7 protein-coding genes, 1 tRNA gene, 1 pseudogene and 1 riboswitch are annotated in these 7909 nt (G+C 49.8%); of the genes and pseudogenes, 1 reads left to right on the forward strand and 8 read right to left on the reverse strand.

The annotated features are described in order from the left end of the window. Positions 1-19 precede the first annotated feature (19 nt). Positions 20-340: pseudogene (locus COY37_RS11830) on the forward strand (recombinase zinc beta ribbon domain-containing protein); the annotation flags it as partial. A 487-nt stretch (positions 341-827) separates the two neighbouring features. On the opposite strand, the gene COY37_RS05095 reads toward COY37_RS11830, so the two are convergent. From COY37_RS05095 to rpe, 8 genes are all read right to left on the reverse strand, one after another. Then, positions 828-901, reverse strand: a tRNA-Gln gene (locus COY37_RS05095). Positions 902-948: 47 nt separating this feature from the next. Then, a complete protein-coding gene (gene gltX / locus COY37_RS05100) occupies positions 949-2391 on the reverse strand; it encodes a glutamate--tRNA ligase (RefSeq protein WP_286678102.1) in 1443 nt (480 codons plus the stop codon). Positions 2392-2553: 162 nt separating this feature from the next. Next, positions 2554-2898 (reverse strand): cupin domain-containing protein, encoded by a 345-nt coding sequence (locus COY37_RS05105; RefSeq protein ID WP_286678101.1) that lies wholly within the window; start codon positions 2896-2898, stop codon positions 2554-2556. Positions 2899-2979: 81 nt separating this feature from the next. Beyond that, complete coding sequence (gene ribH, locus COY37_RS05110) at positions 2980-3441, reverse strand: 6,7-dimethyl-8-ribityllumazine synthase (protein WP_286678100.1); 462 nt, start codon at positions 3439-3441, stop codon at positions 2980-2982. Between the two features lie 12 nt (positions 3442-3453). Continuing rightward, positions 3454-4683, reverse strand: coding sequence for a bifunctional 3,4-dihydroxy-2-butanone-4-phosphate synthase/GTP cyclohydrolase II (locus tag COY37_RS05115; RefSeq protein WP_286678099.1), 1230 nt, complete (start codon positions 4681-4683; stop codon positions 3454-3456). A gap of 24 nt (positions 4684-4707) precedes the next feature. Continuing rightward, positions 4708-5358: a riboflavin synthase gene (locus COY37_RS05120; protein ID WP_286678098.1), complete on the reverse strand. Its 651-nt coding sequence runs from the start codon at positions 5356-5358 to the stop codon at positions 4708-4710. Between the two features lie 44 nt (positions 5359-5402). Continuing rightward, positions 5403-6635 (reverse strand): bifunctional diaminohydroxyphosphoribosylaminopyrimidine deaminase/5-amino-6-(5-phosphoribosylamino)uracil reductase RibD, encoded by a 1233-nt coding sequence (ribD, locus tag COY37_RS05125; RefSeq protein WP_286678097.1) that lies wholly within the window; start codon positions 6633-6635, stop codon positions 5403-5405. 268 nt (positions 6636-6903) lie between these two features. Further along, positions 6904-7072: riboswitch (FMN riboswitch) on the reverse strand. Between the two features lie 55 nt (positions 7073-7127). Then, positions 7128-7796: a ribulose-phosphate 3-epimerase gene (rpe, locus tag COY37_RS05130; protein WP_286678096.1), complete on the reverse strand. Its 669-nt coding sequence runs from the start codon at positions 7794-7796 to the stop codon at positions 7128-7130. Positions 7797-7909 lie beyond the last annotated feature (113 nt).

Here is a 7909-nt window from a genome sequence, read left to right on the forward strand (position 1 = left end):
GCCTTTGAGCAAGTCCAATTTGGCAAAAGTGCTTCAAAACAAATTCTACATCGGCATAGTCGAATGGAAGAGCATTATAGCCAAGGGCAACCATGAGCCCATCATTTCTCAGGATATTTTTGAGAAAGCAAAAGAGATATTAAAAATTAACAACACGGCCGGTGAACGTAAAAGAAAGCACCCGCATTACTTAAAGGGCACCATCTACTGCGGTGAATGCGGCTCTCGCATGTCAATTACAATAGCCAAAGGCCAGTACCCTTACTTTTATTGTCTCGGGCAAAAGCGCAATGATGGCTGTAACCAAGAGTATGTTTTGGTTGATACGATTGAAAAAGAGATTGAAGAGCTTTACCTTCAAATCGAGATCCCCAAAGCTAAGTCAAACAAACTTAAGGATAAGTTCAGAAAAGAATTTGCCCAGCAAGGGATTCTGTTTACGAAAGAAAAGGAGTTCCACAACAAAAGAATTGCCAAACTTTTAAAACAGCAGGAAAAACTTCTCTATTCCTACTACGAAGAAGCCACGCCTTTTGCACTTTACAGAAAAGAGCAGGAACGAATTGCCAAAGAGCTAGCTGACGCTGAAGACAAATTATCAAGACTCGACGCAAAGGATTCTAGGGCCGAGAAAGTTTTTGAACTGATTCTTGCCATCGCTTCGAACTGTCATGAGGGCTATAGAATGGCTCTGCCCCAGACAAGAAGAATGTTTAATCAAGCTTTCGTCAAAAAGGCTTATATTAAAGGCAAAAAAATCAGCAAACATGAGTTCACTGATTCTTATACCGATGTTATTTTTTCTCCGAGTTCGAATAAGAACTACTTGGCTGGGGGAGAAGGATTCGAACCCTCACATACGGAGCCAGAGTCCGTTGTCCTACCGTTAGACGATCCCCCATTATGAAGTTTTAGCTCGATTCGGCGGATCGAACAGATGAAATACTATCACGAATTGCCGGCCATTTCAAGTAAACGGATTGCTTCGCCGAGGCGCTCGAGCGTAGCCTCGCGACCTAAGAGTTCGATCGTTTCAAACAGCGGTGGGCTTATGTTGCGACCGGTGACGGCAACTCTGATCGGCTGGAACACGAATTTCGCTTTAAGACCGGTTTCCTCAACAAGAGCGCGGAGACGCTTTTCGATAGGTTCGGAGTAAAACTCGAACGACGTATCCGAGAGCGCCTCTAGAGTTTTGCGTAAGATATCAGGCACGCCTTCTTTTTTAAGGACTTTCTCGACCGCCTCGGGCCGGTACTCGACACGGTGGAAGAAAAAGCTGCTTAGTTCCGCAATATCGCCGAGTTTTTCGAGCCGCTCCCGTGTAATCTCAGCAAGCCGGTTGTACCAGGTATCATCGTACATCTCGACGGCAAGGCCCGCCCTTTGCAGAAACGGCTTCATCATTCCGGCCAGCTCGTGAACGGATAACTCGCGGATATAGACACCGTTCATCCACGCAAGCTTTGTGGAATCGAATACCGCCGGGGACTTACCGACGCCTTCGAGGCCGAATTTTTGGATCAGTTCTTGCCGGTCGAAAATGGTCTGATCTTCAAAGCCCCACCCAAGAAGCGCAAGGTAGTTGATGAGCGCTGCGGGCAGGTATCCTTCATCACGGTATGCCTCGACAGCGGTAGCGCCATGGCGCTTGCTAAGCCTGGTTTTATCCGGGCCGAGTATCATCGAAAGATGCCCGAATTCGGGGATTTTATATCCTAGTGCCTGGTAAACAAGGATTTGCCGCGGGGTATTGGAGAGATGATCGTCTCCCCTGATCACGTGGGTTATATCCATATCATGATCGTCGACAACCACCGCATAATTGTAGGTCGGGATGCCGTCGGCACGCACCATGATGAAATCGTCGAGGTTGGCGTTTTCAAAGCTTACCTCACCTTTCACCAGGTCGTTTATTATTGTAGTGCCCTCATCCGGGCAAAGAAAGCGAATGACCGGTTTTAGCCCTTTCTTCTCGCAGGCCAGGCGCTCGGCCTCGCTTAAGGAGGCGCAGCGGCGGTCGTATTTGGGTGTTTCCTTGCGTGCGAGCGCGGCTTTTCTTCGCTCTTCAAGCTCTTCCGGCGTGCAGTAGCACTTGTATGCTTTGCCCGTTTCAAGAAGCCTTCGCGCTTCTTCTTCGTAGCGCGGAAGCCTGTCCATCTGCCTGAACGGCCCCTCATCCCAGTCAAGCCCCAACCAACGCATAGCCGTTATGATAACGTTGATCGCTTCTTCAGTTGAGCGCTCGCGGTCGGTATCCTCGATTCGTAAAATAAAAACACCACCGTGGTGGCGGGCGTAAAGCCAATTAAAAAGCGCCGTCCTCGCCCCTCCGATATGCAGATATCCGGTCGGGCTTGGCGCGAATCTAACCCTTACTATGCCGTCCATATATCCTCCAGGCCTATCAAGTTGAGCCAACTTTTATATAGTAGCAGATATTCGGGCGTTGTGTTTCTATTAGATTTCTCAATATACTAAAAATTAACGCGTAAAAGCTCCGATCGGTGCCGGAGCTTTAGGTTTTTATGCTTTTTACAACGCACCGTTCTGTTAGATATCCAGTTCGCGCCCGTAGTCATCGGCCAGGCGATGGTTGTCGTCTTCGTTGTTATAGCCAAAGGCTATCTCGAGAACCCGCGATGGCACTTCGTTCGTGGATATCAGCCTGTGCACTGTTCCGGATGGGATAAAGAACTCCTCGCCCACCTTAGCGTCGTGTAGCTCTTCGCCTATCTGAACCCTAACACCCTCATCTAAAACAACCCAGGCATCACTTCTAAGGTTATGCCAGTGGATGCTGGTCTCCTGGCGCGGATGCAATGTTAGAAGCTTTACAGAACAGGTTTTGTTGTGTGCGTATTGCTTGTAAAAACCCCAGGGTTTTTCTACTTTCATAAACTATCACCAGTTACCATCTAATCACTTATAAAGTCATAGCACAAGCGTAGCTTGATAAATAAAAAGATATTTTTTCCTTTAAATTACCTTTACAAGGTTGGCCATCTCTATTGCCGATACTGCGGCCTGCCAACCCTTATTGCCCTGCTTGGCACCGGCCCGCTCGATCGCCTGCTCGATGCTGTCGGTAGTCACTACACCGAAGATAATCGGGACGCCCGAGTCGAGATTTACCCTTGCGATGCCTTTTGCAACTTCGCCTGCAACGTAATCAAAGTGCGGGGTGGAACCCCTGATGACGGCACCAAGGCAGATGATGGCGTTGTAGCGACCGCTCTCCGCAAGCTTTTTTGCTACCAACGGGATTTCAAATGCGCCCGGTGTCCAGGCGACGTGCACATCCTCATCCGCTGCGCCGTGGCGCTTCAGGGCATCCATCGCCCCATCGAGAAGTCGTGTTCCGATAAACTCGTTAAACCTGCCAACGACTACGGCGAACTTCAAATCCTTCGCAATTAAATTGCCTTCATAAGTCTGCATTATATCAACCTCCTATTTACTGCTTTTTTCCGGCGCACGATCGACGTTTTCAAGTATGTGGTGCATTTTTTCTTTCTTGGTTTGGAGATAATGGATGTTGTAATCGGTCGGTTTTACCTGCAGGGGCACCCTCTCCACAACATTCAAACCGTAGCCCTCAAGGCCCACGATTTTCTTGGGATTATTGGTCATAAGGCGTATTGAGCTTAAGCCGAGATCCGCGAGAATCTGCGCACCCATGCCGTAGTCTCGCAGGTCGGTAGGAAAGCCAAGGTCGTTGTTCGCCTGTACGGTATCGCGACCGTGGTCCTGAAGCTCGTAGGCACGCAGCTTGTTAAGAAGGCCGATTCCCCGTCCCTCGTGTCCAAGGATGTAAAGGATAACGCCTTTCCCCTCTGCATTGATAATTCTAAGGGCGGCTTCGAGTTGGTCGCCGCAATCACAGCGAAGCGAGTGGAAGATGTCGCCCGTCAGGCACTCGGAGTGCACTCTGACAAGGACGTTCTCTTGTCCGTTAACCTCACCCTTGACTAGGGCAAAATATTCCTTACCATCGAGCTTGCACCGATAGCCGATCGCCTTAAAATCACCGAAGTTGGTTGGCAGGCTGACTTCCGCGACACGCTCGACGAGCTTCTCCGTCTTGCGCCTGTACCTGATCAGGTCCTCGACGCTTACCAGTTTGAGGCCGAATTTATCGGCGACTTTGCGAAGCTGCGGCAGGCGGGCCATGGTGCCGTCTTCGTTCATGATCTCGCAGATAACCCCGGCCGGGAAGAGCCCGGCGAGCTTGGCGAGGTCAACGGCGGTCTCGGTATGGCCGGCACGCTCCAGAACCCCACCCTTTTTGCCTCTTAGCGGGAAGACATGGCCCGGCATCGAGATATCCTCGGGCTTGCTGTTCGGGTCGACTACGGTCTGCACCGTTACCGCACGGTCTTTTGCAGAAATACCGGTCGTGATCTTGCCTTTGGCGCCAATCGAAACGGTGAACGCCGTCCCCTGTTCGGAGGTGTTATTCTGCACCATCGCCGGGATACCCAGCTCATCAAGCCTCCAGCCCACGCACGGCATGCAGATAAGACCACGCCCGTTTGTAGCCATGAAGTTGATGGTCTCTGAGGTGACCTTCTCGGCGGCCATCATGAGATCGCCTTCATTTTCCCTATCCTCATCATCGACTACGATGATGATCTTTCCGTCTTTTATGTCTTGTATGGCTTCCTCGATACTGTCTAACATACGCCTTCACCTTTCCTTATCTATCTAAGCAAAGCCCATATCGCGGAGCTTATCAATAGTAAGCCCGGGGCTTTTTTCGCCATCCTGCTTCTTATTGATAAACTTCTCGACATACTTGCCTATGAGATCGGCCTCGAGGTTCACCCGGTCGCCGGGGCTTTTAAAGCCAAGCGTCGTCATCTTTGCCGTATGCGGAATGATGGAGACGGTGATATACCCAACACCGTAATCCATTACGGTAAGGCTGATCCCGTCAACGGCGATCGACCCCCGTTCGATTAAGTAGCGGGTGACAGAGGCGGGGGCTTCTATCTTTATTAGAAGGGCATTTTGTTGAACCGCTTTGGATGTTATGATCCCCACGCCATCCACATGCCCCGAGACCATATGCCCTCCCAGGCGGTTTGAGAGCGTCATCGCCCGCTCAAGATTCACCGTTTCTCCTCGCGTTAGCTCCTCGAGGTCGGTTTTCACAACCGTTTCGGGCATAACGTCTACCGTGAAACCGTTGGCCGATTTTGTGGTCGCGGTAAGGCACACACCGTTGACCGCAACGGAATCGCCTATTTGGATTTCGGGCGTGAGCCTGGGCGCCTCTATTTCGATGACGAATTCCTTCGCCCCACGCTTTATCGCTTTTACTCTGCCGAGTTCTTCGATTATTCCTGTGAACATATATCTACCCTCACTATCCTAAGATACTGCTGCTAAACTTTCGCTCATTGCAGCTTAAACCCTTCACTCTCAAGAAAAGCCTCTTGCGCCCTAGATTCTTCGCTATTGCTCAGAATGACATCTAGTGAACCCTTCTTTTTTGGATATGCTTCAACTAATATATCTTCAATACCATCTTTAATGTCTTTAACCGTATCTTCGGCTTTGCCTTTACCTAATTGCTCGATGCTTTCGATCCTTAGTTCTTTCATAACATCCAGCCTGCCGCCGATCAGGTCGACGCCCTGTTTGCCGATAAATTTTGGCGCGATAAAAATCATGTACTTGTCAACCAGGCCGGCTTTAACAAACGATGCGGCGAGCTTGCCTCCGCCCTCGACCAGGATGCTTGAGATTTCGCGGGACCCCAACTCTTCGAGTAAAAGCTCAACATCGACCGTACCATCCCAGGTCTCGAGCTTGATTATCTCGAGGCCCCTTACTTTTAGGTCCTCAATGTTCGCCAATGAAGCAAAGGATGTCGTTGCTATGATTGTCCTAACATCGTGCGCCGTACTCACGATTTTGCTGCTTAAGGGAATTCTGGCTTTCGAGTCGACGATGATACGTACAGGATTTCTTGTATTCTCACGCTCAAGCCTTGTGGTGAGCTGGGGGTTATCTACAGTAACCGTGCCGATGCCGACCATGATGGCGTCATATTGGTTCCTCAGCTCATGCGCCCTTTTTCTTGCCGCCTCACCCGTAATCGCGGTCGCCCTTTCGGGTGATTGCGCGATTTTGCCGTCGAGGCTTACCGCTGCTTTAAGTACCACGAATGGGCGCCCTGTCGTAATATATTTGATAAAGACTTCGTTTTGCTTTGCGACTACGTCGGAAAGTACGCCGTACTCGATTTCGATTCCCGCATCGCGGAGGCGTTTTATGCCGCCACCCGCACATTTGGGGTTGGGGTCGATCATGCCGACAATTACTTTCTTTATGCCTGCGTTAATGATCGCTTCGGAACACGGGGGGGTTCTTCCGTGATGGTTGCACGGCTCAAGGGAGACAACCATCGTCGCACCCTCAACGTCTTCGGTCGCATTATTAAACGCATTTATCTCCGCATGGGGTTCGCCCGCTTTTTGATGATAACCTTCAGCGATTACCCTGCCATCTTTAAGAATAAGAGCCCCTACCATGGGATTGGGACTGGTCGTCCCGCGGCCCATCTCTGCAAGTTCAACCGCCCGTTTCATATACTGTTTGAAATCTACCGCCGTGTTCTCCATCATTTCCTTAACAACCTACCGGTTAATCATTTATTATTTGGCTATGTTGCGCTAGTTATTTCTTTATATTTAGCCATTAATCAGCTATTAATCAGCCAGTGCTCAGTTGTCACTTTTGTAACTCACTTGTTGCTTAGTCGGCTTATAAATTACTCGGCTTACAATAGTCTAACCCTAAACTTAGAATCTAGAATAGAGCCCGGGGAAAACAAAAAGCGCCTCGGAGAAAGCCAGGCGCAGTGCAAATGCATACATAAATGTATACTTTAGCCTTAACCTTCTCCCATCCAGACTATACTGTCGGCTCCGGAATCTCACCGGATCTGCCCTGGCTGGTGTACAACCAATCCAAAGCTCGCGGGCTTACCTAAAACTGCTTTTCAAAAGCCTGTTTAAGGCTTACCGCCGGTCGGGAATTTCACCCTGCCCCGAAGGTCTGTATTCAATTATTGCTAATTGTAGCAATTGTAGCAGAATTAGTTTGTGTTTTGCAAGCTAAATAGGTGCGGCCTTCCGTATACCCCTTACCGCCTGGGGTATATCTTCCGCACCGAATATCGCCGATCCGGCCACCAATATCTCGGCTCCTTTTAGGACAACCCTATCCGCGTTAGCCGCCGAGATACCCCCATCGACCTGTATCTTTACATCCAGGCCTTTACTGTCGATCATATGCCGAACGACCTCGATTTTCTCCAGGGCGTTTGGAATAAACTTTTGTCCCCCGAAACCGGGGTTAACCGACATGATCAGCACGAAATCGAGGTCTTCCAGTATATGGTGAAGATAGGTTACCGGGGTAGCGGGATTTAACGCAACCCCAGCTTTCACACCCGGATACTCCTTGATCCTCTGGATTACCCGGTGCGAGTGGTTGGTAGCCTCAACGTGAAATGAAATCCACGAGGCTCCCGCCTCGATGAACTGGTCCAGATACCTCTCGGGGTTGTCTATCATAAGATGAACGTCAATCGGCAGGATCGTGCTGCGCTTCAAGGACTCAACGACCAGCGGTCCAATCGTTATGTTGGGAACGAAATGCCCGTCCATCACATCAACATGTAAAAGATCCGCTCCACCCTCGGCTGCTTTTGCAACCTGTTCTGCCAGACATGAAAAATCGGCAGAAAGAATCGACGGTGCGATCAGTAATTCGCGTTCCATTCAAACCCCCATGGAATTTCGAATTGCGAATGCCGAATTTCAAATGAAAGGCAATCACAAAGTAACGTAGCTGCTAGTGTTAGCATACCTGCACTGTTAGCATACCTGCACTG

It is taken from the genome of Candidatus Aquicultor secundus, assembly GCF_002791875.1.
Classification (GTDB): domain Bacteria; phylum Actinomycetota; class Aquicultoria; order Aquicultorales; family Aquicultoraceae; genus Aquicultor_A; species Aquicultor_A secundus.